Origin of the sequence: Streptomyces sp. S465 (genome assembly GCF_026898115.1) — a bacterium.
GTDB classification, from domain to species: Bacteria; Actinomycetota; Actinomycetes; order Streptomycetales; family Streptomycetaceae; genus Streptomyces; species Streptomyces luomodiensis.
Genome location: NZ_CP114036.1, coordinates 4,912,170 through 4,937,416, shown reverse-complemented (window position 1 = coordinate 4,937,416; position 25,247 = coordinate 4,912,170). Strand labels below are relative to the sequence as shown.

Sequence of the window (25,247 nt, the reverse complement as noted above, 5' to 3'; positions counted from 1 at the left end):
CGCTGGTAAGCGGTTGGCAAATCCCCATAAGGTAGTGCAATGCGCACCGAGGACCTGCTGGCCGCCATAGCGACCGGCCTATGGCGCTGGGACAGTGTCTCGGGCGCCGTCAGCTACGACGCGGAGGCCGCCCGGCTGGTGGGCCTTCCCGCCGAGGCCGTCACCCTCCCCGTGGCCGCCGCCCGCGCCTGCTTCCACCCCGTGGACTGGCTGGAGATCAAGGGGATGGTCCAGCTCGCGGTGGCCGAGGGCACCCTCGCCGAGGCCCGGCTGCGGGTCGTGGACGAGAAGGGCACCGTACTGCGGACCGTGCGCACCCGCTCCCGGCCGATCGCGCGGGGTGACAGCGAGGACGGCCACTATCTGCTCGGCATCCTCCAGGAGGTCCCCGAGCCGCTGCCGGGCACCTCGGCCGCCGGCCCGCCGATCACCGGCGACTGGCGGCGCAACCGGGAGGCGTTCCTGCTGGACGCGGGGCGGGCGCTGGCGGAGGCGATGTCCACCGCCGAGGTGCTGCGGGTCGCGGCGGGGCTGTCCATGCCGGGCTTCTCGCCGGAGGGGCTCGCGGTCTTCGGCCTCCGGGGCGAGCGGATCTCGGTGATCGGCCACCACGGGCCGCGGGCGGGCACCGATCACCCGTTTCACGACATGGCACTGGACACCGACTGTCCGGCGGCGGAGGTGATCCGCACCGGCCGGGCGGTCTATCTGCCCACGCCGGATGACTACCGCGGCCGGTTCCCGACCGCCTGGTCGCTCGGCCGGCCCCGTAGGCGCCGGTCCTGGGCCTTTCTGCCGCTGATCGTCGCGGGCCGCACCATCGGCGCGTGGATGGCCGGATTCGCCCATCCGGTGTCGTTCTCGCCCGATGAGCGTTCGGTGCTGACCACGATCGCGCGGATGCTGGCCCAGGCGCTGTCCCGCGCCGCGCTCCAGGAGACCGAGCGGGAGCTGTCGGACGGGCTCCAGCGCTCGATGCTGCCCGCCGGCAAGCCCGACATCCCGGGGCTGACGGTGGCCGCGCGCTATGTGCCGACCGGCGGCGGGCTCCAGGTCGGCGGCGACTGGTACGACGTGATCGGGCTGCCCTCGGGGCGTACCGCGCTGGTGATCGGCGATGTCCAGGGCCACGATGTGCGCGCCGCGGGGATCATGGGGCAGCTGCGGATCGCGGTCCGGGCGTACGCCTCCGAGGGACACCACCCCGACGCGGTGCTCTCCCGCGCCTCCCGCTTCCTGGCCGGGCTGGCCGAGCCCGACGGCCCGGACGGCCGGTACGACCCGAGGTTCGCCACCTGCCTCTACATGGAGGTGGACCCGGTCGCGGGCACCCTGGACATCGCCCGCGCGGGCCATCCCGACCCGGCGGTCCGGCTCGCCGACGGCACCATGATGATCAGGCCCACGGCGGGCGGGCTGCCGCTGGGCATCGTCCCGGACACCGACTATCCGACCACCCGGGTGGTGCTGGAGCCCGGTGAGACGCTGCTGATGTGCACCGACGGGCTGATCGAGACCGGCGGGCACGATCTGGAGACCGGCTGGGCCCGGATCCGCGAGGTCTTCGAGCGGGCCACCCCGTACGACCGCGCCGGCGGCTCCGACGGCTCCGACGACCTGGAGGCGCTCGCCGAGTCCCTGGTGCAGGCGGTGCACGGGCCGCCCTCCCACCACTCCACCGGCCCGCTGGCGGACCGGCGCGAGGACGACATAGCGCTGCTGCTGATCCGCCGGGACGCGGAGGTGTGCCTGGTCGGGCCCGGTACGGCGCCGGTGCGGCGGACGGCGGTCACGGTCGCGCAGGCCGAGCCGGAGCGCATAGCGGGCGTCCGCCGGCAGCTGCGCGAGATGCTGCACGACTGGGCCGATCCGGACCAGGTGGAGTCGGCGGTGCTGATGCTCTCCGAGATGGTCACCAACGTCCTGGTGCACACCGACGGGGACGCCCTGCTGGTGGCCGAGGTCAGCGGGGTGCGCGGGGCCCGGCGGCTGCGGCTGGACGTCGCCGACAGCAGCGATGAGCTGCCGCACCGCCGGCGGCCGGGCGAGCTGGCCTCGTCGGGACGCGGACTGCTGCTGATGGAGATGCTCGCCGACAACTGGGGGGTCGATCCGCGCGGCGACGGCAAGTGCATCTGGTACGAGCTGTACGAGGCGTCGCCGGACGGCGCGGCCCCGCCCCCGCCCCCGCCCGCTGGGCGCTGATCCGGCGGCCGGCCCGGTCAGCGGAAGAGCCGGGAACCAAGCGGGTGGTCCGCGTCGAAACCCGGAAGGATCAGGAAGGTCGCGCTGGCGGTCGTGGTCGTGTACGGCAGCAGGGCGTCCGAAGCGTCCATACGGGTGAGGGTGCTGGTGAAGGTGCGCAGGTCGTTCTGGAAGCTCATGAAGAGCAGACCGGGGGCGGGTCCGTCGAAGCTGTAGGAGCGACGGAGCATGAGGCCCACGCCGACCGCGGTGGCGTGCGCTCTGCGGGCGTGGGCGTCCGCCGGGACGAGATAGCGTCCGTCCGGCGTTTTGGCGCCGAGGTCCGGGCCCGAGGCGATGGTGCCGCCGGAGAGGGGCACGCCGCTGGCTCGGCGCCGGCCGAAGACCGCTTCCTGTTCGGCGACGGACAGCTTGGCGAACCGCGGCAGGTCCAGTTCCATGCGCCGTACGACGGCGAGGGTGCCGCCTGCGACCGGAGCCGGCCCGGCCAGCCACAGGTCGCGTCGTTGTTCGGCCTTCGTGTGGGGGCCCACGATGCCGTCGACGAAACCGAACAGGTTTCGTGACGCGGCGAGGCCCTGACCCACCCGCACGTTGGAGCCGCGGCCTGCGGACTGCCGCCAGCGTTCGCGTATCCGGTCACCGGCCTGCTCCAGCAGCGCGGCGGCCACCACCGGTAACACCAGGGCGTCGCCGGCGCAGATCTGTATCAGCAGGTCGCCGCCGCGTGCCGATGGGTCGATCTGCTCACGGGAGAACCGTGGCAGGTCCTTCGCGCCGGGCAGGGCGGGATCGACCGTGCGCACCAGTCGGGGGCCCACCCCGATCGTCACGGTCAGATCGCCCGGCTCCAGGCCCATCAGCCGTGCGTCGGTCCCCGTGGTGAGGGTGCGGATGGCCTCGCCGAGTTCGGCCAGCAGCGGGCGGACGGAACCGGCGTCAGCGACGTCGGCCACCACGGCCAGCAGGTTCCGCTGGGCTGGCTGGGGAAGCGTGATGCCCGCCTGGTACCGGCCCGTCGGGGAGACCGGCGGGGTCGGCGCGGGGGCATCGGACCGGTCCGGACGGGCGGAATCCGATTGGCACCCGGCGGAGAGGCCGACGGCGGTCACGGTACCGGTGGCGCCGAGGAAGGCGCGGCGTGACGGACGGGAATCGGATTGGCGCACAGTGTGAACTGTGCCATATCCGTTCCGGCGCCTGCGACTCCGTCGGCCTCCGTGCCAGGATGAGGCCATGCCTCGTCTCCGTCTTCGCCTGATGGCCGCGGTGCTCGGAACACTGGCCCCCGTACTGGTCGGCTGCGGCGCGGACGATGACAGTGACGGTTCGAACCACGGCCGACGACCGTCCGGTGCGCATGTGACGATCAACGTGCCGGCCGACGCCCCGACGATCTCGGACGCGGTGTCCCTGGCTCGGTCCGGTGATCTCGTGCTGGTCGCGCCGGGCGTTTACCACGAGTCGGTGAAGATATCCACGGCTCGCATCACGCTTCGCGGCGCGTCCCGGGACAAGGTCGTCATCGACGGGCGCTTACAGCAGCCGAACGGCATCGTGGTCTCCGCTCCCGGGGTGGCCGTGGAGAACCTGACCGTGCGGAACAACACGCAGAACGGGGTCCTGGTCACCGGTTCGGCGAAGGCGGCCGCCGGATTGCCGGGACAGTCCGGCGGCTACGACACCGGCGACGAGCCCGTCACCTTCCTGAAATCGTTCCTGGTCTCCCACGTGACCGCGACCCGCAACGGGCTGTACGGCATCTACGCGTTCTCCGCGCAGAACGGTGTCATCGAGCACTCCTACGCGTCGGGCGCGGCCGACTCGGGGTTCTACGTCGGACAGTGCAAGCCCTGCCACATCCTGGTGCGGGACAACATCGCCGAACTCAACGCGGTCGGTTACGAAGGCACCAACGCCAGTGGCGACATGTACGTCGTCGGCAACCGCCTTGTCGGTAACCGGGTCGGACTCACCACCAACTCCGACCACCAGGAGAAACTGCTCCCGCAGCAGGATGCCGTCATCGCGGGCAACCTGATCGCGGCCAACCAGCAGACGGCCACCCCCGAACAGGCCGACGGCGGGTGGGGCATCGGCATCGGCGTCGACGGCGGCACCGACAACCAGTTCGTCCGCAACCGCGTCGCCGACAACAGCAACGCGGGGCTGATGATCACGGCAACCGCCGACATGGCGCCGGACGGCAACCGCATCCTGGACAACACCTTCACCGCCAACGGCGTTGACGTGGGCTGGACGTTCCCCACCGCGACCCGGGGCCGGGGCAACTGCCTGCGCGGCAACGATCTGCGGACGACGGTGCCCGCCCGGCTGGCGACAACCGCGTCCTGCCCGCGCCCCGCCCGGTCGTCCTCGCCGTCCGGGACCTGGTCGAAGCCGACGGCACCCGGCGGTATCCCGTTCACCGATGTGGCGGCGCCCAAGCGACAGCCGCAGTTCCCGCACGCCACCACCGCGGGCGCCACCGCCGTTCCGGCCGTCCCGGCGCTGCCGGACACGGCGGACGTCCCGCTGCCGCCGGCGTCGCTGCTCGCCACGGACGCGCGGGTGCGGACGTCCTGAGCGGCGGCTACCGCGTCGGGGTGGCTCCGGGCACCGGCCGGACCGGAACGTACTTCTGGGTGTCGAAATCGATGACCACCGGCTGCGACGCGGACGCCACGCCGACGCGAACCCGGTACATGGTGCCGTCCGAGCCGATCCAGTAGCGCACGTCATCCGGGGCCGTACCGGACGTGGCACGGGCGCTGGGCCCGGTCATGATGTCCACCCGATGACCGTCCACCCGGTCCTCTCCGACCCAGGCGGCACCGTTCTGTGGCAGCAGTTCGGCGTTGTCCGGCCGGTCGCTGCCGAGCTTCAGCGCGATGGCCAGCGAACTGTCCAGCGAGCTGCCGTACCTTTGCAGCGGACGGCTGTACCACCCCGACTCCGGTGGCCGGGCCGGCGCCTTCGCCGGGGTGTTCGCCATCGGGTGGACGGACACGGTGGTGGCCGTCCACTCGATCAGCCCGTCGCTGGAGGTATCGCGCCCGGTGCCGTGCACCGCGCCGTAACCGGCCCTGCCGCGATAGTCGATGGATCCGGTGACGGTCAGCCCACCCGCGGTGCCCGGCACGTTGATCGTCACGGCGCGCCCGCCCGCCTGGTAGTTGCGGAACCGCGTGACCGCCAGCCGGTTGGCCTGATCCGAGGTCAAGGTCTTGGGACCGGTGGGGGCGGAGCCGCTGCCGACGACCAGGAACGTGGCCACCGCGATGGCCACACCGCCCATGACGGCCGCCACCCAGCGAGGCCGCAGCCATCGGCGCCGGCCGGCCGCGCGCCGTGGGAAACCTCGCTCGGTGCTCCGCACGCGGAGCATTGCTAATACTTTTCGCCCATTCATGACCTGCCCCCCGATCTTGGCGCCCACCCAGTACAGTATCGTCCCTGGTGGAACGGTTCGGGATGAATATTCGGACTCTTGTTCTCCCTGAATTCGCCACATCCACCAAGAAGACCAAAACGACCAAGAACGACCAGGCCCACCGAAACAGCGGTGGGCGCTTTTTCATGGCCGGAGTGTCACCCGCGGCCGGGAAGCGGATGCGCGACTGTCGAGCGGGTGTTCGGTTCACATGACGAGGGGAGCGTTATGGCTGTGAGAAGAGTGTGCAGAAGATTACGCCGGACAGCCGGGAAGCATACGGGCCCGCTGGCACGAGCGGGCCTATGCGGTTTCCTGGTGGTGGGCAGCGCCATGGGCGCGACGGCCGGGACGGCCACCGCTTCGACGGGCGATGGAACCCTGACAGTTCAGGTGCTGCGGGATTTCTTCGGCACCGGCGTGATCAACACGACCATGGATGTTCCCCAGCGGGGCATGAAGGTCGCGGTAACCGACCCTGCCGGCCATCGGGTCACCGGCACCACGGACGCCGCCGGAAAGGTGGTGGTCTCACAGTCGACCGCACTGACCGGCGGCCAGTACCGCGTCGACGTCACCATCCCGGCGCCGTACGACAAGTATCTCCAGGCGGCGCCGGCCTCGACGGCGGAAAACCATTTCGATAGCTTCACGACGTTCGTGAACGTGTCGGATGGCAAGGACGACTCGGTCATTACCGGGGTCTGGAATCCGGCCGATTACGCGCTGCCGGACTCGCGGTATTTCGTGCCGATCCAGAACACCGCCGACGGGCAGGACACCCGGGCGCTGGTGGCGTTCGGGACGGGCAACCGAGGTACGTGCCCTGACCAGGAGGCGTGCCCGACCACGCTCAATACGCGGGACCAGGTGGGCACGACGTTCGCGCTGGCCTACGACAAGTACCGGAAGCGGCTGTTCCAGGGCGCGTTCGCCCGGCGGTACACCCCGTACGGGCCGGACGGCGGTGACGCGATCTACACCACGCCGACCGACGGTGGGACGCCGACCCTGTTCGCGAAGGTGCCGGACGCCGCGGTGACGCCGCACGACGCGGCCAACATGAAAAAGGACGCCGGGTTCACCGATGTGCCGGGCAAGGAGAGCATCGGCGGCCTGGCCCTGTCCGAGGACGGCTCGACGCTCTACGCGGTGAACTTGCGGACCCGCTCGCTGGTCAGTTTCGACGCGACCGGGGCCACCGCGTCCGCGCCCAAGGCGACGGTGCGCATCCCCGACCCGGGCTGCGCGAGCTCCGGCGACTGGCGGCCGTTCGGTCTTCAGGTCCACGACAACAAGCTCTACGTCGGCGGCGTGTGCAACGCGGAGAGTACACAGAAGCGCGAGGACCTGAAAGCCGTCGTCTCCACCTACGACGGCGAGCGGTTCGACACGGTGCTGACCCAGCCGCTCACCGCGAAGCGCGGCTCCGTCTTCGGTTCCAACGACGTCGACCGGACCACCCACTGGAACCCGTGGAACACCAGCCTGGCCACCTGGGACGAACGGAAGGTGGGCAACGTCTTCATCGATCCGCAGCCGGAGCTCGCCTCCCTCGCCTTCACCCGCGACGGTTCGATGATCCTCGGTTTCCGCGACAGGTTCATGGACGTCGTGAGCTGGGGTGGGCTGGACCCGAGGCCGGACAACAACGACCCGGAAAACGGCATGGCCGGCGGCGACATCAACATGGCCTGTGCCACTCCCACCGGTGAATACGAGTGGGAAGGCACCGGAAACTGCCCGAACCACGCCACCCCCGCCACCGATGGCGGCGAGGACGCAAGTGTCGTCGAGTACTTCCCGGGCGACTTCTTCGGCAACGGAGTCCACGCGGAGACCGCGCTGGGGTCGGTGGCCTACATTCCGCAGCAGCAGTGGGTCGCCAGCACGGAATTCGACCCGACCGTCAACGTCGCGACCTCCGGGACCGGTTACTACGACGTCACGACCGGTCAGGGTCCGGGCAACGCTCCGGCCACCAACGCCTACCAGTTCGTCAGTCAGGCACAGAGCGGGTTCGGTAAGGCCGGCGGGCTCGGCGACATCGCGTACGAGGCGGCGAACGCGCCGATCCAGATCGGCAACCGGGTGTGGTTCGACGGCGACCACAATGGGATCCAGGATCCCGAGGGTCCCGACGAGGTGCCGCTGCCGGACGCGACGGTCAACCTGCTGGACGCCAGCGGCAAGCAGGTCGCCACGACCACGACCGACGCCGCCGGCGAGTACTACTTCGGTGGGGTAGGCGCCGCCTACGAGCTCGAGCCGGGTGCGAAGTACACGGTGGAGTTCGACGTGTGCACGGCGGACACCAGCAACGTGCCGGAACAGCCGGAGGCCACCGAGCTGCGGTTCACGCTCCCGAGGGCCGGTGACAACCGGGCCCATGACTCCAATGTGACCCCGCCCAGGACCGGGCGGCTGTGCGACGGGCAGGCACCTGTCACGGCGCCGGACAAGCCGGGAGAGGTCGACCACACGATCGACGCCGGCGTCTACATCCCCCAGGAGACACCGCCGACCACCCCTCCGACCACTCCGCCGCCGTCGTCGTCCACGCCGCCGGCCCAGGAGCCGCCCGCGTCTGAGCAGCCCAACAAGCCGGGCCCCCAGACCGGCGGTGGCGGCGGTGACGGCGGAGGCGGCGGTGCGCTGGCCAACACGGGTACCGGCCTGCTGAAGATCACGGCCCTCAGTGCCCTGCTGGTCGGCGCGGGCGCGGCATTCGCGTTCGTGACCCGGAAGCGTCGCGCCGGGTAACGCCGGGACAACGCTGAAAGACGGGTGGTCCTGCCCGCCCGCAGGCGTGGATGAGCCCCGTCCGTATCCGGACGGGGCTCATCCGTATATGGTCCCGGCGAGATATGGTCCCGGCGAGCCTTACATTCCGCCCTCGGACATCCCGTGCACCGTGGGGATCGTGCCCAGCAGCCCCTTCTGGAAGTCCTCGAACGCCTGCTGGAGCTCTGCCTTGGTGTTCATGACGAACGGGCCGTAGTGGGCCATGGGCTCACGGATGGGCTGTCCGCCGAGGAGGACGACCTCCAGGTCCGGCGTGTGCGCGTCCTGCTTCTCGTCCGCACGGACGGTGAGCGAGGAGCCGGCGCCGAAGACGGCGGTCTGGCCGAGGTGGATCGGCCGGCGCTCGGCACCGACCGCACCGCGACCCGCCAGCACGTACGCCAGGCCGTTGAAGTCCTCCCGCCACGGCAGCGTGATCTCCGCGCCCGGCGCCAGCGTCGCGTGGATCATCGTGATCGGCGTGTGCGTGATGCCGGGACCCTGGTGACCGTCCAGCTCACCGGCGATGACGCGGAGCAGCGCCCCGCCGTCGGCGGAGGTGAGCAGCTTGACCTTGGCACCGCCGATGTCCTGGTAGCGCGGCGGCATCATCTTGTGCTCACGCGGCAGGTTCACCCACAGCTGGAGCCCGTGGAAGAGGCCGCCGGACATGACGAGGGACTCCGGCGGGGCCTCTATGTGCAGCAGCCCGGAGCCGGCGGTCATCCACTGGGTGTCGCCGTCGTTGATCGTGCCGCCGCCGCCGTGCGAGTCCTGGTGCACGAAGGTGCCGTCGATCAGGTAGGTCACGGTCTCGAAGCCGCGGTGGGGGTGCCAGGGGGTGCCCTTGGGCTCGCCCGGTGCGTACTCCACCTCGCCCATCTGGTCCATCATGATGAACGGGTCCAGGTGCCGGTAGTCGATTCCGGCGAAGGCCCGGCGCACCGGGAAGCCCTCGCCCTCGAGGCCGCCGGGAGCGGTGGTGACGGAGAGCACGGGGCGCTGTCGTGCCTCGGCGGGTGCCGCGACGCGCGGCAGGGTCAGCGGGTTCTCTACGGTCACTGCGGGCATGACGGCCTCCTAGGTCGTTCACCGTTCAACTTAATTGAATGGTGAACGACCTGCAAGAGGGCCTTTATTTCCGCCCGAGCACCCGGACCTATGCCGACCTGTGCCGATCTACCCGTACATGCGGCGCATGGCGAAGTCCACCATCTGCTCCACCGCCTTCGCGTCGAAGACGATGCGGTGCTCACCCTCCATGTCGAGGACGAAGCCGTAGCCGCTGGGCAGCAGGTCGATCACCTCGGCACCGGTGATCACGAAGTACTTGGACTCCTTGCCCGCGTACCGCCGCAGCTCCTTGAGCGAGGTGAACATGGGGATCACCGGCTGCTGGGTGTTGTGCAGCGCCAGGAAGCCGGGGTTGTCACCGCGCGGGCAGTAGACCTTCGAGCCGGCGAAGATCTGCTGGAAGTCCTCGGCCGACATCGAGCCGGTGGTGAAGGCGCGCACCGCGTCGGCGAGCGACGGCGGCGAGGGTTCCGGGTAGAGCGGCTGCTGGCCGTAGGCCGCACCCGCCTGCGTGTGATGTGACGCATGCGGCGGCTGTTGCGGCGGAGGCGGCGGGGCGGCGTAACCCTGCCCTGCGCTCGCGTTCTGGTCGTAGCCGTACATGCACAGAAGCGTACTGAGTCACAGTTGCCCGGTTGAGGGTTGCCCTTTATTACCCACGGGTAGCATCATGGCGACAGCTGATCCGATACGCGTCAACGCAGAGGTCCCGCCTCCCGATCCTTACGGAGCCGTCGCCATGGGGCACTACAAGTCGAATCTCCGCGACATCGAGTTCAACCTCTTCGAGGTGCTCGGGCGCGACACGGTGTACGGCACCGGCCCGTTCGCGGAGATGGACGTCGACACCGCCAAGAGCGTGCTCGCCGAGATATCCCGGCTCTCCGAGCACGAGCTGGCCGAGAGCTACGCCGACTCCGACCGCAACCCGCCCGTCTTCGACCCCAGCACCCACACCGCGCCGCTCCCGGAGTCCTTCAAGAAGAGCTACCGGGCCTACATGGAGGCCGAGTGGTGGCGGCTCGGCGTTCCGGAGGAGCTCGGCGGCACGGTCTGCCCGCGCTCGCTGCTGTGGGGCGCGGCCGAGACGATCCTCGGCGCCAACACCCCGATCTGGATGTACGCCTCCGGTCCGTCCTTCGCGGGCGTGCTGCACGACGAGGGCACCGAGGAGCAGCTGAAGATCGCCCAGCTGATGGTGGACAAGCAGTGGGGCTCCACCATGGTGCTGACCGAGCCGGACGCGGGTTCCGACGTCGGCGCGGGCCGCACCAAGGCGGTCCGGCAGGAGGACGGCAGCTGGCACATCGAGGGGGTGAAGCGGTTCATCACCTCCGGTGAGCACGACCTCTCCGACAACATCATCCACTTCGTGCTGGCCCGGCCCGAGGGCGCGGGGCCCGGCACCAAGGGGCTGTCGCTCTTCATCGTCCCCAAGTACGACTTCGACTGGGAGACCGGTGAGCTGGGGGCGCGCAACGGCGTGTACGCCACCAACGTCGAGCACAAGATGGGTCTGCGGGTCTCCAACACCTGCGAGCTGACCTTCGGCGCCGACCGTCCGGCCAAGGGCTGGCTGCTGGGCGAGAAGCACGACGGCATCCGCCAGATGTTCAAGATCATCGAGTTCGCCCGGATGATGGTCGGCACCAAGGCCATGGCCACCCTCTCCACCGGCTACCTCAACGCGCTGGAGTACGCCAAGGAGCGGGTGCAGGGCCCGGACCTGGCGACCTTCACCGACAAGACCGCCCCGCGCGTCACCATCACCCACCACCCGGATGTGCGCCGCTCGCTGATGACGCAGAAGGCGTACGCGGAGGGCCTGCGCGCCCTGGTCCTCTACACCGCCTCCGTCCAGGACGAGGTCATGGTCAAGGAGGCCGCGGGCGAGGACGCCTCCGCCGCGAGCCGCCTCAACGACCTGCTGCTGCCGATCGTCAAGGGCTACGGCTCGGAGAAGGCGTACGAGCAGCTGGCGCAGTCCCTCCAGACCATCGGCGGCTCCGGCTACCTCCAGGAGTACCCGCTGGAGCAGTACATCCGGGACGCCAAGATCGACACGCTCTACGAGGGCACCACCGCCATCCAGGGTCAGGACTTCTTCTTCCGCAAGATCGTCCGGGACCAGGGCCAGGCGCTCACCGTGGTCTCCGAGGAGATCAAGAAGTTCCTGGCCGAGGCCGCCGGGGGCGAGGAGCTGGCGGCCGCCCGCGACCAGCTGGCCCGTGCCGCGGTGGACCTGGAGGCGATCGTCGGCGCGATGCTCACCGATCTGGCCGCCACCGAGCAGGACATCAGCTCGATCTACAAGGTCGGCCTCAACTCCACCCGGCTGCTGCTGGCCTCCGGCGATGTGATCATCGGCTATCTGCTCCTCAAGGGCGCGGCCGTCGCCGCCGAGAAGCTGGGCACCGCCTCCGCGAAGGACCGGTCCTTCTACGCGGGCAAGATCGCCGCCGCGAAGTTCTTCGCTCAGGAGGTGCTGCCGGGCGTCTCGGTGCAGCGCTCGCTGGCCGAGTCGGTCGACAAGGGGCTGATGGACCTCGACGAGTCTGCGTTCTAAGGGTTCCAAGGATTCCGCGGGCTCCGCGGGCCCCGAGGCTCCTCCCTCATCCGGCCAGGGGGCCGGCCGTCCCATCCTCCAGCGGGGCGGCCGGCCCCCTGGTCCGTCCGGCCCGCCGTCACCGCTCCTCCGCACCGGGCGGCCGCTCCCGCAGGGCCCGTTCGACCTCCTCCCGGGCCCACCGCCGCAGCTCCTCGCCCCGGGCCAGGATCTCCTCGACCGTCTCGCCCCCGCCCTCCGGCGGGCGCGGGCGGGCCCTCAGCTTGGCCAGCAGGTCCCGGCACGCCTCGTCCTCCGTGGCGAACCGGCTGATGTCCCGGTCCTGGGAGCGCTCCCGCAGCCCGGTCTCCCAGCCGCCGCCCGGGGCGGGCCGCAGGAAGTAGTACGCGTCCGGCTGGACCGGGATGTCCCGCACCCCCGGGAGGTCGTACAGCGCGTCCGGCACCTGCTCGGCGCGGAGGGTCCGGGCGAGTTCCGCTCTGTCCACCGGTCCAGCATCCGCCCTCAGTTGAGCGGGCGCAGATTACCGGCCGCGACCAGCTGGGGGATCGAAGGGCCGGTCAGATACTGGAGCCCGCCGCCGGGTTGGCCGAACCACGGCCGGATCGGACCGGCCTCGACCAGGAAGGGCCGGGTGACCTCGTAGAGGTGGTAGCCGTTGGGATACGCCGGATCGAGGGTGTTGAGGTTGCTGGGTGGCAGCGCGCGCTCCTCGTAGGGCGTGCCCGCCGGGGCGAGGAAATGACCGAAGCCGCTTCCGAAGAGATCGACCTTCTGACCGGCCTTCAGACTGATCGTGGTGTGCAGGGGCGCTCCGTTGAGCAGCACCCAGCCGTCCGGGTACGGGAACCACCAGCCGTTCGTCTGCTCGTTCCAGTAACAGTCGAGGAACGCGGAGGCGGAGGAGAAGTGGTCGAGCCGTTCGTAGCCTTCGAGCATCCGGCCGATCGCGCCACGGCGGGGGAGCTGTGCGGGGCCGAGCCGCCAGTCGCCCTGGTAGTAGCGCTCGAGCGGAGGATTGGGTGCGGTGCTGGTCCCCCCGACGCGGTCCGTCATGGGACAGGGAGGATGACCCTTGCCCTCACCGTCCGCGCCGCTCTCCGGACGCGGAGCGGGCGCGGGCGGGGCCGTCGGCTCCGGGGCGGCCACGGGGGCGAGCCCCGCGGCGAGCTCCGTGACGGGCTGCGCCACGGCCGGCCCGCCGCCGCACAGCAGCAGCAGCGACCCCAGGACGACAAGCAGGTGTCGAAGAACGCGCATCCGGTATCCCCTCGAGTTGCGGCTCAGTGCCGCGTTGCTCGGTCACGGGGAATATCGACCGTTTCTCCCGATTTCTCGCCTTAGCTGACGACCTTTCATCAGATTGGATCAACGTGGCCCCACGGATGGATGCCACTCCCCACACGAGGGCGAGCCGGCCCGGTACGAATCTATGCTGAGTACATGAGCGCACACCCCGGCATCGACCGCGGCCACACCGACGACCTGATGTCCTTCCTCCGCGCCAGCCCCTCGCCGTACCACGCGGTGGCGAGCGCCGCGGAGCGGCTGGAGAAGGCCGGGTTCCGGCGGGTCGAGGAGACCGCGCCCTGGGACGGCGAGGCCGGCGGGAAGTTCGTGCTGCGGGGTGGCGCGATCATCGCCTGGTACGTACCGGAGGGGACGAGCCCGGCCACTCCGTACCGGATCGTCGGCGCCCACACCGACTCTCCCAATCTGCGGGTCAAGCCGATCCCCGACACCGGTGCGCACGGCTGGCGGCAGATCGCCGTCGAGATCTACGGCGGGGCGCTGCTCAACACCTGGCTCGACCGCGACCTCGGGCTCTCCGGCCGGATCAGCCTCCGGGACGGCTCGCACCATCTGGTCACCGTCGACCGTCCCTTGCTGAGAGTCCCCCAACTAGCGGTCCATCTGGACAGATCGGTCAACACCGAGGGACTCAAGCTCGACAAGCAGCGCCATATGACGCCCATCTGGGGGCTCGGCAGCGCCGAGGAGGGCGACCTGATCCGCTTCGTCGCCGAGGAGACCGGCGTCGCGGCCGAGGAGATCACCGGCTGGGACCTGATGACGCACAGCGTCGAGCCGCCCGCCTACCTCGGCCGGGACCGTGAGCTGGTCGCCGGGCCCCGGATGGACAACCTGGTGTCCGTGCACGCCGGTACGGCCGCGCTGATCGCCGCCGCCGCCCGCGGCGAGCTGCCGTACATCCCCGTGCTGGCCGCGTTCGACCACGAGGAGAACGGCAGCCAGTCCGACACCGGCGCCGACGGCCCGCTGCTCGGCACGGTGCTGGAGCGCTCGGTCTTCGCCCGCGGCGGTACGTACGAGGACCGGGCGCGCGCCTTCGCGGGCACCGTCTGCCTGTCCTCCGACACCGGCCACGCGGTCCACCCCAACTACGCCGAGCGCCATGAGCCGGGCCACCACCCCCGGCCCAACGGCGGGCCGATCCTCAAGGTCAACGTCAACCAGCGGTACGCCACGGACGGCGCCGGGCGGGCCGTCTTCGCCGCCGCCTGCGAGCGCGCCGGGGTGCCCTGGCAGAGCTTCGTCTCCCACAACTCCATGCCGTGCGGCACCACGATCGGACCGATCACCGCCGCCCGGCACGGCATCGCCACCGTCGACATCGGCATCGCGATCCTGTCCATGCACTCGGCCCGGGAACTGTGCGGCGCACAGGACCCCCGGCTGCTGGCCAAGGCACTGCACGCGTTTCTGGAGGGCTGAGTTGGACTTCTCCCTGCTGGGCCCGGTGACCGTCATGGCGGGGCCGCCGACGGCCCCCGTCGAGCTCGCGCTGGGGCCCGCCAAACGGCGCAGCGTGCTCGCGATGCTGCTGCTGCGGCCCAACGCGACGGTGTCCGTGGAGCAGTTGATCTCCAGCCTGTGGGAGGACGAGCCGCCCGCCCACGCCCGGACCGTCATCCAGGGCCATGTCTCGCGGCTGCGCGCCGTCCTGGCCGAGGGTGGCGCCGAGGACCACGGCGTGGAGCTGGCCACCCACAGCTCCGCCTATCTGCTGCGGGTACCCGAGGCGCTGATCGACACCCAGCGCTTCGACCAGCTGACCGCCCAGGCCAGCCCGGAGTCCGCGCCCGGCGAGGCCGTCCAGCTGCTGAACCAGGCGCTCGGCCTGTGGCGCGGCCCGGCGCTCACCGGGACCGTGGCCAGCCCGCCGTTCGCGGCGGCCGCGCACGCCCTGGAGGAGCGGCGGCTGAGCGCCGTGGAGGCCCTGGCACGGGCCTACGGGGCGCTGGGCCGGCACGAGGAGGCGGTGCGCGCCCTGCACCCCGCCGCCGTCGCCAACCCGCTGCGCGAAGGGCTGATCGCCGCCCTGATGCTGGCGCTCTACCGCTCCGGGCGGCAGTCCGACGCCATCGCCTGGTTCCACCGCACCCGGCAGCTGCTCGACGACGACCTGGGGGTCGATCCGGGCCAGCGGCTCAGCGCCGCCTACCAGGAGATCCTGCGGGCGGCCCCTACGGCGGACGGGCCGCAGCACGGCGGCGCGGAGCCCGCCGGGCAGCCGGGCCCCGCGGGCCGGCCGGGCGGGCAGCAGGTGCCCGCCACGCCGTCGCAGCCGCTGTCCGTGCCCGCGGCCGCCTCGGCCCCCGCGCCCGTACCCGAGCTGCTCCCCCGGCCCCCGGCGGGCTTCCACGGCCGGAGCGCGGAGCTGGCCGAGCTGTCCCGGCTGACCCTGGGCGCCGCCGAAGCGGACCGGGGCGGCTCCGGCGGCTACCCCCAGGAAGGCGGGATCGCGCTGCTCACCGGGCCCGCCGGGGTCGGCAAGACGGGCCTTGCGGTCCACTGGGGCCATGCCCACGCCGCCGCCTTCCCCGACGGACGGCTCTTCGCCGACCTGCGCGGCTTCAGCGGCGGTGAGGCGGCGCTGCCCGCCGCCGTGCTGCGTGAGTTCCTGCTCGCCCTGGGCACCCCGGCCGAGCAGATCCCCACCTCACCCGAGGCCGCGTCCGCGCTGTACCGCTCGCTGACCGCGCCCCGCCGGCTGCTGGTGGTGCTGGACAACGCGGGCAGCTCCGCCCAGGTGCGCCCGCTGCTGCCCGGCGGACCCCACTGCGCCACGCTGGTCACCAGCCGCAGCCGGCTGGACGGGCTGATCGCCACCGACGCCGCCCGCCCGGTACGGCTGCACGCCCTCGGCCCCGAGGACGGGGTGGGCCTGCTGGGCACGCTGCTGGGGCCCGCCCGGGTCGCCGAGGACCCGGAGGCCGCACGGGAGCTGGTGGCCCTGTGCGACGGGCTGCCGCTGGCGCTGCGCGCCGCCTCCGCCCAGCTGGTGGCCCGGCCCCGCTGGCGGCTGGCCCGGCTGGCCACCGCGCTGCGCGACGAGCGCCGCCGGCTGTCCCTGCTGTCGGCGGAGGACACCGGGGTGGCCGCCGCGCTGCGCAACTCCGTGGCCCGGCTCTCGGCGGACGACGCGGAGCTGCTGCGGGCCCTGGGCGCCGGTTTCGCGCGGGAGGTCAACACCGCCGAGGCGGCCGCCCTGTCGGGGGCGGACCCCGAGCTGATCCAGGACTCCCTGGACCGGCTGGCGGAGATGCATCTGCTGGACGAGGAGGCCACCAACCGCTACGTCATGAGCGACCTGGTGAAACTCTTCGCCCAGGGCGACGGGAGCGGACGCGGCGACGGCCCCGGCGAGGCGTCCCGCCTGCCGTCCGGCGACCCGCCGCAGGGGCCCGACCAGGGGTGAACAGCGGTGCGTTAGCGGTGCGTTAGCGGGCGGCAGCCGTACACCAGCCGAACGGCAGCGGATCCGGACAGGCTTGAGCCGTACCGGAAGACGACCGAACGCCCGCTGGGGGGAGAACCGCCATGCCGCTCACCACCGCTCGCCTCGCCCACCGCGTCGGCACCCTGCGCTCGGTCGCGGCCGGGCTGACGGTCGTCGCCGCGGGCATCACCCTCGCGGCGTGCGGCACCGCCGACGCGTCGGGCGTGAAGACGGCCGGCCGGGCGGACAGCATGGCCGCGGCCGTCCCCACCGCCCATGAGGACGGTGCCCAGGAGGCCGGGCCGGGCGCGGTGGCGGACGGCGGCGCCGACGCCGGGGCCCAGGGCGGTCTGCGGGCCGACGGCGGCGTCGAGGAGGAGGCCGGCGTCTGCGACCCGGGCGCCATGTCGGTGGGCGTCATCTCCGTGCCCCGGCCGGCCAACCACCTGCTGATGGAGATCACCAACCAGTCCGGGACGCCCTGCCGGCTCACCGGCTTCCCCGTGGTGCGGTTCGACGGCGCGGACTCGGCCGTACCGGCGGCCGGGGACACCCGGCCGCAGACGGTCGTCACCCTGGCCCCCGGCGGGAGCGGTTACGCCGGTCTCACCACCACCTCCGCGGCGGACGCCCCGGCCGGCGGCACCCGGCTGGTCACCGGGCTGACCGTGGCCCTCCCCGGCGACGAGAGCCGCCGCACCGTCGACCTGCCCGGCGACTCGGTGGAGATCGACGGCGGGGCGGAGATCGGCTACTGGCAGAGCGACGCGTCGGACGCGCTGCTCTGGTGACGGCTCGCCCCGGGACACACCGACCGACCGCCCTTCCGCTCCGCTGACCGCTCGTCACCGGGCCACCCAGCCGGACAGGTAGCCGTCTCCCCCCGGCTACCTGCCCCGGACGGCCCCCGCTTCGGCGGGGGCCGTCTCGTCATGTCGCCCGGCCGGATGTGGTTCCGCGTCGGGCGGGACGGCAGGCGGAGGGGACCGTCGGGACCTACGCGTCCATCCCGGCGAGCACCAGCGGCAGCCGGTCCGCGCCCCCCTCGGTGACCCGCACCGGGACGCCCCAGTCCTGCTGGTGCACATGGCAGGCCGGGTACTCGTTGTCCGGGTCGTCGTCACAGGAGGCGGCCATCGCCGAGACGTGCAGCACGCCCTCGGTCATGCCCTCCGTAAGGACGAGCTCACGGCTCAGGTCCGTCCCCGCGCCGTCCCCGCCGGCCAGCAGCTCGGGCGGGGTGGAACTCACCAGCAGCCGGGTGGAGGGGCCGTAGCGGGTGTCCAGCTTCTGCCCGGCGGGCGCCTGGAAGACCACGTCCAGCCGGAGCGTCCCCGGGGCGATGTCGGTCGCGGCCCGCTGGGTGCGGTGCGTCATCGCCTCGACCCTTACGGCCTCCTCCGGCAGCCGCAGCCGGGTCAGCCGGTGCCGGGCGGACTCCACCACGACGATGTCCTCGTCGGCCAGGACCGCGTCGGAGGGCTCGCGCAGATCGGTGGCGAGCGTGGTGACCTCGCCGGTGGCCGGGTCGAAGCGGCGCAGCGCGTGGTTGTAGGTGTCCGAGACCGCCACCGAGCCGTCGGGCAGCGCGGTGACCCCCAGCGGATGCTGGAGCAGCGCCTGACCGGCGGCGCCGTCGCGGTGGCCGAAGTCGAAGAGCCCGGTGCCGACGACGGTACGGACGGCGAAGCCGTCGGCACCGTCCGCCGCGCGTTCGACGTAGCGCAGCGCGGACGTCTCGGAGTCCGCGATCCACAGCCGGTCCGCGGTCGCGGCGAGCCCGGAGGGCTGGGCGAACCAGGCCGTCTCGGCGGGGCCGTCGACCAGGCCCTCGTTGGTGGTCCCGGCGGCGGCCCGTACGGTCCCGGCCTCGGGGTCGTAGGTCCACAGCTGGTGGACGCCCGCCATGGCGATCCACAGCCGGCCGGCGAACCAGGCCACGTCCCAGGGGGAGGACAGGTCGACGTCCTGGGCGGGCCCCTCGGTGGGGGACCCCTGCCGCCACTGGCGGCCGGTCCCGGCGAGCGTGGTGACCTCGCCGGTGGCCGGGTCGAAGCGGCGCAGCGCGTGGTTCACGGTGTCGGCGACGGCCACGGTGCCGTCGGGAAGCGGGGCGAGCCCCTGGGGCTCGCTGAAGCGGGCCGACTCGCTCGTGCCGTCGGTAAGGCCGCGCTCACCCGTGCCGATCCGCCGCACCACGCGCTCGCCGTCCGCCGCGAGCTCCACCAGCTGGTGGCGGGTGGTGTCCGAGACCAGGAAGGTGCCGCCGGGCAGCAGCAGCGCCTTACCGGGGAAGCGCAGCTCGGTGGGGACCGGCTCCGGGGGCACGTACGGGCCGTCACCGCGCCGCAGGGTGCCCTTGGCGCCGTGCTCGGCCTCCAGCTGCCCCACGAGGGTCTCCAGGGCGTGTGCGTGGCCCTCGCCCGCGTGCTGGGCGACCACATAGCCCTCGGGGTCGATGACGACCAGGGTGGGCCAGGCCCGTACCGCGTACTGCTTCCAGGTGGCCAGCTCGGGGTCGTCGAGGACCGGGTGGTGCACCTCGTAGCGCTCGACGGCGTCCACGACCGCCTGGTGCTCGGCCTCGTGGACGAACTTCGGCGAGTGCACCCCGACGATCACCACGGTGTCGCGGTGCTTCTCCTCCAGCTCGCGCAGCTCGTCCAGGACGTGCAGACAGTTCACGCAGCAGAACGTCCAGAAGTCGAGAATGACGATGCGCCCTCGCAGATCGGCGAGGGAGAGGTCGTTACCGCCGGTATTGAGCCAGCCGCCCTGCCCGATCAGCTCGGGGGCGCGGACGCGTGCACGTGGAGCCATACCCCCATCAAACATCAGTTCCGGTCATGTCATTCCCCCCGCCCCCTGAAGAGCTTTCGCCCGATGCGCCCGGTTCTGTCCGGACATAAGGGCGGAGCGGGCGGCACACTACCATCGCGGGAGGCCGTCGGCCGCCGTTCCGGGCCTACGATCAGACCCGAAAGCACTGCCCGTGCGCTCGTGGGCAGCGTAACTTGAACGCACACACCAGCACCCAGCCCGCGTACCAACCGCCCGAGGGGTCCCGTGACCGTCCATCCCAGCCTTCAGAACTCCATCGACGCCTGGACCCACTCCATCGACGCGATATCGGAGTTGGTCAATCCGCTCGCGGAGAGCGAGTGGAACCGCGCCACCGAGTGCCCGGGATGGTCGGTGCGGGACGTCGTCTCGCATGTGATCGGACTCGAATGCGAGATGCTCGGCGACCCCCGCCCCATCCACTCCCTGCCGCGCGATCTGTTCCACGTCACCAGCGAGCTGTCGCGGTACATGGAGGTCCAGGTCGACGTCCGGCGCTGCCACACCGCGCCCGAGATGACCTCCGAACTGGAGTACACCGTCATCCGGCGGAACCGTCAGCTGCGGAACGAGAAGCGCGCCCCGGACGCCATGGTGCGCTGGCCCGGCGGCACCGAGCTGACCCTGGAGGAGGCCCTGACGCGACGGGCCTTCGACATCTGGGTGCACGAACAGGATCTGCGCCGGGCCCTGAACAAGCCCGGCAATCTGGACTCCCCCGGTGCCTCCATCACCCGTGACCTGCTGCTGGCGGCGCTGCCGAAGGTGGTCGCCAAGGACGCGGGCGCGCCGCCCCACTCCGCCGTCGTCTTCGACGTGAGCGGCCCGCTGGAGTTCATGCGGACGGTCCGGGTCGACGCGCACGGCAGGGGCACCATCGACGGCAGCGTCTCGCTCGGGCCGACGGTCACCCTCACCCTGGACTGGGAGACCTACGTCCGGCTGGCCTGCGGGCGGGTGCGGCCCGAGGCGGTCTCGGAGCGGCTGAAGATCGAGGGCGATCTGCCGCTGGCCGAGACGATCCTCGGGCACTTCGCGGTCACGCCGTAGCGCCCTGGGGGCGCCGTGGCCCCTGGCGGGTCACACCGGTTGGCGGGTCATGCCGGTACGTGCACCGCCTCGACGCGGCTCGCGACCACGCGCTCGCGCTCCCGGCGGTGCGCACGGCCGCGCAGCCGCAGGATCTGGGTGACGCCGAGCGCCTGGAGCACGAACACCGAGGCGAACGCGATCCGGAAGTCGTCGCCGGTCAGGTCCAGCAGGACGCCGACGGCCAGCAGCGTGGTCATCGTGGCCGTGAAGCCGCCCATGTTGACGATCCCGGAGGCGGTGCCGCTCCGCTCGGGCGGATTGGCCGGCCGGGCGAAGTCGAAGCCGATCATCGACGCGGGGCCGCAGGCACCGAGCACGACGCACAGGACCACCAGCAGCCACAGCGGCGCGTGGTCGGACGGCCAGGCCAGCACGGCCCCCCACAGCAGCGCGGTGGCGCCGACCGTGCCGAGGGCCAGCGGGGCGCGGGCGGCGTGGTGCCGGGCGATGACCTGCCCGTAGATCAGGCCGACCGCCATGTTGGACAGCACCACGAGGGTCAGCAGCCGGCCCGCGGTCGCGCGGGACAGCCCCTCCGCCTCGACCAGGAACGGCATCCCCCACAGCAGCAGGAAGACCATCGCCGGGAACTGGGTGGTGAAGTGCACCCACATGCCCAGCCGGGTGCCGGGCTCGCGCCAGGTGGCCACGATCTGCCGGCGGACGAAACCGCCCGCCATACGGGGGCCGGGGCCGGGCTCGAAACCCTCCGGGTGGTCCTTGAGGAAGAACAGCACCAGGACGAAGACGGCCACACCGCCGACCGCGCTGCCCGCGAAGGTCGTGGTCCAGCCGGCGCTGTGCAGCGTCCGGGCGATCACCAGCGTGGAGACCAGGTTGCCCGCCATGCCGAAGAGCGCGGCGACCTGCGCGATGAGCGGGCCCCGGCGGGCCGGGAACCAGCGCGAGCCGAGCCGCAGCACGCTGATGAAGGTCATGGCGTCACCGCAGCCGAGCAGCGCCCGGGAGGCCAGCGCCATGGCGTAGGAGTGGGAGAACGCGAAGCCGGACTGCCCCACGGTGAAGAGCAGCACGCCGAGCATGAGCACCTTACGGGTGCCGAGACGGTCGACCATGAGCCCGACCGGTATCTGCATCCCGGCGTAGACCAGCACCTGGAGGATGGAGAAGGTCGACAGCGCCGAGGCGTTGATGTGGAAGCGCTCGGCGGCGTCGATACCGGCGACACCGAGGCTGGTGCGATAGGTGATGGCGACGAAATAGACGGCGACGCCCAGGCCCCATACGGCGACGGCACGACGGCCGCCGGGCGGGTCCCCGGGCAGGTGAGCCGAGGTCATCGCACCTCACCCCGGGCGAGGTTGTTCACCCAGCTGATGTGACGCTGCACCAGCCCGGACACGAAAGCGGCGTCCCCGGCGCGCAGGGCCTGGAGGATCTCGGTGTGCTCGGTGATGTTCTTGGCGATGCGGTCGGGCTCGGCGTTCATCGTGGCCACGCCCATCCGCAGCTGACGGTCCCGCAACTGGTCGTAGAGCTGCGCCAGGATGCCGTTGCCGGCCGCCCGGACGATCGCCGCGTGGAAGCAGCGGTCGGCGACCGCGAACGCGGCCAGATCCCCGGCCGCGGCGTGCCCCTTCTGCTCCTCCAGCAGTTCTTCGAGCCGCCCCAGCAGCTTCTCCCCGGCCGGTACGACCTTGGCGACCGCGTGCTGCTCCACCAGCAGCCGGGTCTCGACCACGTCCGCGATCTCCTGCGCGGAGACGGGCAGGACCAGGGCGCCCTTCTTCGGATAGAGCTTGAGCAGCCCCTCGGCCTCCAGGCGCAGCAGGGCCTCCCGGACGGGCGTACGGGAGACCCCGACGGCATCCGCGAGTTCGCCTTCGCTCAGAAGTGTGCCGCCCTCGTAGCGGCGGTCGAGGACGGCTTGTTTGACGTGGTGGTAGACGCGTTCGGCGGCGGGCGGCGGCTTGGTGGCCGTATCAGCGGGACTCATGATGAGCACATCATAGATACAAGATGCATGCGCACTCGTCCCCCGTCCGCGATACGGACGGGGGACGAGGGACGGAGGACGGCCCGGATGTGATCAGGGCCAGGTGATCGGGGCTGGCGCGACTAGGCCCAGGTGAGCAGGCGCTTGGGGCGTTCCAGGATCGCCGCGACGTCCGCGAGCACCTTGGAACCCAGCTCACCGTCGACCAGCCGGTGGTCGAAGGAGAGCGCGAGGGTGGTCACCTGGCGCGGCTTGACCTCGCCCTTGTGGACCCACGGCTGGAGCTTGACGGCACCGAAGGCGAGGATCGCGGACTCGCCGGGGTTGAGGATCGGGGTGCCGGTGTCGACACCGAAGACGCCCACGTTGGTGATGGTGACCGTGCCGCCGGACATCGCGGCCGGGCTGGTCTTGCCCTCACGGGCGGTGGTGACCAGCTCGCCCAGGGCGGACGCCAGTTCGGGCAGGGTCTTGGCGTGCGCGTCCTTGATGTTGGGGACGATCAGCCCGCGCGGTGTGGCCGCCGCGATGCCCAGATTGACGTAGTCCTTGTAGACGATCTCCTGGTTGTCCTCGTCCCAGGTGGCGTTGATGTCCGGGTTGCGCCTGATGGCCACCAGCAAGGCCTTGGCGACCAGCAGCAGCGGGCTGACCCGCAGCCCGGCCATCTCCGGGTCCTGCTTGAGGTCGGCGACGAGCTTCATGGTGCGGGTGACGTCGACCGTCACGAACTCGGTCACGTGCGGGGCGGTGAAGGCGCTGTTGACCACCGCCTGCGCGGTGGCCTTCCGTACGCCCTTCACGGGCACCCGCCGCTCCCGGCCCTCGGCGGCCGCGGACGGGGCCGCCACGGGCGCCTCCCGGACCGCCCGGACGGCCTCGGCGGCCGCGTGGACGTCCTCGCGGGTGATGATCCCGTCCGGCCCGCTCGGGGTGACCGTCTCCAGGTCGATGCCCAGGTCCTTGGCGAGCTTGCGGACCGGCGGCTTGGCCAGCGGCCGGGTGGTCCGGGCGCTGCCGTTCAGCTCGGGCGCGGCCTCGGGGCGGGCGGGCGCGGGGGCGGCCGGTGCCACCTCGGCCGGGGCCGGGGCGGGCTTCGCCACCTCGGGCCGCTGCCGGCCCGGCAGCGGCTTGCGCGGACGGCGCTTGGTGGAGGCGGGCGCCGCCCCGTAGCCGACCAGATTGGCCTGGCGGCCCTCCTTCTCGGCGGCGGGCTTCTCAGCAGCGGACTTCTCGGCGGCGGACTCCTCGGCGGCGGGAGCCGCCTGCGGCGCCGCGTCCCCCGCACCGGGGTCGGTGTCCACCGAGATGATCGGCGTGCCCACGTCCACGGTGGTGCCCTCGTCGAAGCGCAGCTCGTGCACCACTCCGTCGAACGGGATGGGCAGCTCGACGGCGGCCTTGGCGGTCTCGACCTCGCACACCACCTGGCCGTCGGTCACCGTGTCGCCCGGCGCCACGAACCACTTGAGGATTTCGGCCTCGGTCAGCCCCTCGCCCACGTCGGGCATCTTGAACTCACGGAAGCGCTGTTCGACTGCGGTCATCGTCACGATCTCCTCAAGCCCTTCAGTACGCCAACGCACGGTCTACGGCGTCGAGCACCCGGTCCAGCCCCGGAAGGTACTCGTCCTCGAGCCGTGACGGCGGGTACGGCGAGTGGTAGCCGCCGACCCGCAGCACCGGGGCCTGGAGGTGATAGAAGCACCTCTCGGTGATGCGTGCGGCGATCTCCGCCCCGGTGCCCAGGAACACCGGTGCCTCGTGGACGACGACCAGCCGGCCCGTCCGCTCCACGGACCCCTGGATCGTGTCGAAGTCCAGCGGCGAGACCGAGCGCAGGTCCACGACCTCCAGCGACGTGCCCTCCTCGGCGGCCGCCGCGGCGGCGTCCGTACAGACCTTGACCATCGGGCCGTAGGCCGCCAGGGTCAGGTCCGTTCCCGGCCGCACCACCCGGGCGGAGTGCAGCGGACCGGGGATCGCGGAGGTGTCGACCTCGGACTTGTCGTGGTAGCGGCGCTTGGGCTCGAAGTAGATGACCGGGTCGTCGCTGCCGATGGCCTGCTGGAGCATCCAGTAGGCGTCGGAGGCATTGGCGGGCGAGACCACCTTCAACCCCGCCACATGCGCGAACAGCGCCTCCGGCGACTCGCTGTGGTGCTCCACCGCGCCGATGCCGCCGCCGTACGGAATGCGGACCACGACCGGCAGCTTGACCTTGCCGAGCGACCGCGCGTGCATCTTGGCGAGCTGGGTGACGATCTGGTCGTAGGCGGGGAAGACGAAACCGTCGAACTGGATCTCCACCACCGGGCGGTAGCCGCGCAGCGCGAGCCCGATCGCGGTGCCCACGATGCCGGACTCGGCGAGCGGGGTGTCGATGACCCGGTCCTCGCCGAAGTCCTTCTGCAGCCCGTCGGTGACCCGGAAGACGCCCCCGAGCTTGCCGACGTCCTCGCCCATGATCAGAACCTTGGGGTCGGCCTCGAGCGCCGTGCGCAGCGACGCGTTGATCGCCTTGGAGAGCGACATCTTCTCGGCGGCCATG

General features: G+C 71.7%; 19 protein-coding genes. 8 read left to right on the top strand and 11 right to left on the bottom strand.

The genetic code is table 11. The annotated features are described in order from the left end of the window. Positions 1–39 precede the first annotated feature (39 nt). The gene (locus N6H00_RS20825) at positions 40–2,205 is read left to right on the top strand and encodes an ATP-binding SpoIIE family protein phosphatase (protein ID WP_268973314.1); all 2,166 of its coding nucleotides are present in this window, start codon (positions 40–42) and stop codon (positions 2,203–2,205) included. 17 nt (positions 2,206–2,222) lie between these two features. Here N6H00_RS20825 and N6H00_RS20820 read toward each other — a convergent pair whose 3' ends face one another. After that, a complete protein-coding gene (locus N6H00_RS20820) occupies positions 2,223–3,374 on the bottom strand; it encodes a Dyp-type peroxidase (protein WP_268973313.1) in 1,152 nt (383 codons plus the stop codon). A 67-nt stretch (positions 3,375–3,441) separates the two neighbouring features. Here N6H00_RS20820 and N6H00_RS20815 point away from each other — a divergent pair, with 67 nt between their 5' ends. Then, the gene (locus tag N6H00_RS20815; protein WP_268973311.1) at positions 3,442–4,791 is read left to right on the top strand and encodes a NosD domain-containing protein; all 1,350 of its coding nucleotides are present in this window, start codon (positions 3,442–3,444) and stop codon (positions 4,789–4,791) included. Between the two features lie 7 nt (positions 4,792–4,798). Here the strand turns inward: N6H00_RS20815 and N6H00_RS20810 are convergent, their stop codons facing one another. Further along, entirely contained in the window at positions 4,799–5,503 is a 705-nt protein-coding gene (locus tag N6H00_RS20810) for a hypothetical protein (protein WP_268977054.1), read from the bottom strand. Between the two features lie 468 nt (positions 5,504–5,971). On the opposite strand from N6H00_RS20810, the gene N6H00_RS20805 reads away from it, so the two are divergent. After that, positions 5,972–8,401: an SdrD B-like domain-containing protein gene (locus N6H00_RS20805; RefSeq protein ID WP_268977053.1), complete on the top strand. Its 2,430-nt coding sequence runs from the start codon at positions 5,972–5,974 to the stop codon at positions 8,399–8,401. A 120-nt stretch (positions 8,402–8,521) separates the two neighbouring features. Here N6H00_RS20805 and N6H00_RS20800 read toward each other — a convergent pair whose 3' ends face one another. Together N6H00_RS20800 and N6H00_RS20795 are read right to left on the bottom strand one after the other, a co-directional pair. Continuing rightward, positions 8,522–9,493, bottom strand: a complete 972-nt coding sequence (locus N6H00_RS20800) for a pirin family protein (RefSeq protein WP_268973310.1) — start codon at positions 9,491–9,493, stop codon at positions 8,522–8,524. Positions 9,494–9,601: 108 nt separating this feature from the next. Continuing rightward, positions 9,602–10,099, bottom strand: a complete 498-nt coding sequence (locus N6H00_RS20795; protein ID WP_268973309.1) for an SseB family protein — start codon at positions 10,097–10,099, stop codon at positions 9,602–9,604. 136 nt (positions 10,100–10,235) lie between these two features. On the opposite strand from N6H00_RS20795, the gene N6H00_RS20790 reads away from it, so the two are divergent. Next, positions 10,236–12,062, top strand: a complete 1,827-nt coding sequence (locus N6H00_RS20790) for an acyl-CoA dehydrogenase (protein ID WP_268973308.1) — start codon at positions 10,236–10,238, stop codon at positions 12,060–12,062. A 118-nt stretch (positions 12,063–12,180) separates the two neighbouring features. Here the strand turns inward: N6H00_RS20790 and N6H00_RS20785 are convergent, their stop codons facing one another. Further along, positions 12,181–12,549: a hypothetical protein gene (locus tag N6H00_RS20785; protein ID WP_268973307.1), complete on the bottom strand. Its 369-nt coding sequence runs from the start codon at positions 12,547–12,549 to the stop codon at positions 12,181–12,183. A 17-nt stretch (positions 12,550–12,566) separates the two neighbouring features. Further along, positions 12,567–13,322, bottom strand: a complete 756-nt coding sequence (locus N6H00_RS20780; RefSeq protein ID WP_268973306.1) for a TNT domain-containing protein — start codon at positions 13,320–13,322, stop codon at positions 12,567–12,569. Positions 13,323–13,505: 183 nt separating this feature from the next. On the opposite strand from N6H00_RS20780, the gene N6H00_RS20775 reads away from it, so the two are divergent. The 3 genes from N6H00_RS20775 to N6H00_RS20765 all read left to right on the top strand — a co-directional run bounded on the left by N6H00_RS20775 (position 13,506) and on the right by N6H00_RS20765 (position 17,597). Beyond that, entirely contained in the window at positions 13,506–14,798 is a 1,293-nt protein-coding gene (locus tag N6H00_RS20775) for a M18 family aminopeptidase (RefSeq protein WP_268973305.1), read from the top strand. Between the two features lies 1 nt (position 14,799). Further along, complete coding sequence (locus N6H00_RS20770; protein WP_268973304.1) at positions 14,800–16,785, top strand: AfsR/SARP family transcriptional regulator; 1,986 nt, start codon at positions 14,800–14,802, stop codon at positions 16,783–16,785. 122 nt (positions 16,786–16,907) lie between these two features. Continuing rightward, on the top strand, positions 16,908–17,597 hold the full coding sequence (locus N6H00_RS20765; protein ID WP_268973303.1) for a DUF4232 domain-containing protein: 690 nt from the start codon (positions 16,908–16,910) through the stop codon (positions 17,595–17,597). A 205-nt stretch (positions 17,598–17,802) separates the two neighbouring features. On the opposite strand, the gene N6H00_RS20760 is transcribed toward N6H00_RS20765, so the two are convergent. Then, complete coding sequence (locus tag N6H00_RS20760) at positions 17,803–19,626, bottom strand: NHL domain-containing thioredoxin family protein (protein ID WP_268973302.1); 1,824 nt, start codon at positions 19,624–19,626, stop codon at positions 17,803–17,805. Between the two features lie 246 nt (positions 19,627–19,872). On the opposite strand from N6H00_RS20760, the gene N6H00_RS20755 reads away from it, so the two are divergent. Further along, positions 19,873–20,697, top strand: coding sequence for a maleylpyruvate isomerase family mycothiol-dependent enzyme (locus N6H00_RS20755; protein ID WP_268973301.1), 825 nt, complete (start codon positions 19,873–19,875; stop codon positions 20,695–20,697). Positions 20,698–20,744: 47 nt separating this feature from the next. Here the strand turns inward: N6H00_RS20755 and N6H00_RS20750 are convergent, their stop codons facing one another. The 4 genes from N6H00_RS20750 to N6H00_RS20735 form a co-directional block, all read right to left on the bottom strand. Continuing rightward, entirely contained in the window at positions 20,745–22,040 is a 1,296-nt protein-coding gene (locus N6H00_RS20750) for an MFS transporter (RefSeq protein WP_268973299.1), read from the bottom strand. Next, positions 22,037–22,696, bottom strand: coding sequence for a GntR family transcriptional regulator (locus N6H00_RS20745; RefSeq protein WP_268973297.1), 660 nt, complete (start codon positions 22,694–22,696; stop codon positions 22,037–22,039). Before N6H00_RS20745 ends, N6H00_RS20750 begins: the two co-directional genes overlap by 4 nt. A gap of 122 nt (positions 22,697–22,818) precedes the next feature. Continuing rightward, positions 22,819–24,243, bottom strand: a complete 1,425-nt coding sequence (locus N6H00_RS20740; RefSeq protein WP_268973296.1) for a dihydrolipoamide acetyltransferase family protein — start codon at positions 24,241–24,243, stop codon at positions 22,819–22,821. A gap of 22 nt (positions 24,244–24,265) precedes the next feature. Beyond that, positions 24,266–25,246 (bottom strand): alpha-ketoacid dehydrogenase subunit beta, encoded by a 981-nt coding sequence (locus N6H00_RS20735; protein WP_268973295.1) that lies wholly within the window; start codon positions 25,244–25,246, stop codon positions 24,266–24,268. Position 25,247: the final 1 nt, after the last annotated feature.